This is a genomic window from Paracoccus benzoatiresistens, from assembly GCF_026913015.1.
GTDB lineage: Bacteria > Pseudomonadota > Alphaproteobacteria > Rhodobacterales > Rhodobacteraceae > Paracoccus > Paracoccus benzoatiresistens.
The window spans coordinates 1-1,313 of the sequence record NZ_JAPTYD010000163.1 but is presented as its reverse complement, the minus strand read 5'-3'; the positions used below and the strand labels follow the sequence as shown (position 1 = coordinate 1,313).

Genomic DNA, 1,313 nt, shown 5'->3' with positions numbered 1-1,313 from the left:
TTCACCAGGTCCGCCCGGTTCTCCTTGCGCGTCTTCCAGGATAGATGGCCGGGATGCACGCAGCCGAGATGGCCTTTTCCGCAGGAGTGGGCCGACTCGTGCTTGGCGGTTGGGGGCTCACCATGCGCGGCAAGGCACATGGCCTTGGGGGCGCTCATGACCTTTCCGCCATAGGTCAGGACTCCCCGTTTCCTGTCGCCCGCCGCAAAAGGCCATATGAGGCACTCATTGCCGTGATGACGGGCGTGTTCATCAATCCATTTGACCCGGAAATCGGTCTCGGAGTGCAACCTCTTGACCAGAGGGGTGCCCGGCATTTGCCGGCGCCGGTTGTGCATCTGGCACAAACCGCGCGCGTGCTTGGGCTTCTCGCAATCTTTAACAGAACACATAGACCGGCTTTCAGGCATGAGGTGATCCAATCAGTTATGGTCTGGCCCGGTGCTGGTGCGGGCAACGCCTGCCGAACCTCAGAAGCGCTCCTGTAAACTGGCAGCGCGGAAGATTGGTTGCAGGGTTAGTCGATGTCCGAGACGAATGTCTTCAGAACGGCAATGAATTCGGTCGGATCAGCAAGTTTGGACACCAGGGGGATGCCCAATCATCTCCACAGGCAGGTCTTCCGGCATATAGCTCGAGAGTTCAGGCTCCATCATCCCGCCAACTTTTCGGCCGCCTCCCGCAACACGGCGGCCACCGCCGGGTGGGCGCGGTCGGCAGCCTGCAGGTATTCCCACGCGGCATCGGTCAGATCCTCCTTGCTTTTGTGCATATGGCGAGGGTATTTGACCAGGGCATCAAGAAGCGCTTGGCGCAGGGCAGCTTCGGCATCGATCATGGCATCCTCATGGTCATTAGGCTGCCCGCCATTTTTAGCAGATCAATTCCAATCCTCCCCGATCAAATTGCTAACGCGGGTCATCGTTAGGCGGTTATTAGCGCCTGGCAGAAGAAGGGTTCCGGAAGGTGGCGATTTTCTGTTGCCGTGAAGCGATCACTGTTGGCCTGCGTTCGGCCTGTCCAAGGAGACGTGGGAGATTTCCGAGAAGATGCCCAATCAGCCAAGTTCAAACAGGATGCCTGGCAACTAGGTCCGGGGCAGAAGGATGATCTCGGCGGAACAGCTTAACCCACAGACGACGGCAACGAAGAACGAGACTCTGAGCATATGGCTGGGTTCCATCAAGTCAGTCGGTGCCAAGAACTCAGACCTGGGGAGCGACGGAACCATGACCGTCTGATCTCTTCCGTTGACGCGAATCGCAACTTGGGATTATCCGGTTCGTCTTCTCGACAATCTGTGATTGCACCGG

The 1,313-nt window shown here is 58.0% G+C and carries 2 protein-coding genes; both read right to left on the bottom strand.

Going from position 1 to position 1,313, the window contains the following annotated elements; all coding sequences use genetic code 11:
• Positions 1–410: hypothetical protein (locus tag OU682_RS24000; RefSeq protein ID WP_268944684.1), on the bottom strand; the 410-nt coding region annotated here is incomplete at its 3' end.
• A 242-nt stretch (positions 411–652) separates the two neighbouring features.
• Positions 653–838, bottom strand: a complete 186-nt coding sequence (locus tag OU682_RS23995) for a hypothetical protein (protein WP_268944683.1) — start codon at positions 836–838, stop codon at positions 653–655.
• Positions 839–1,313: the final 475 nt, after the last annotated feature.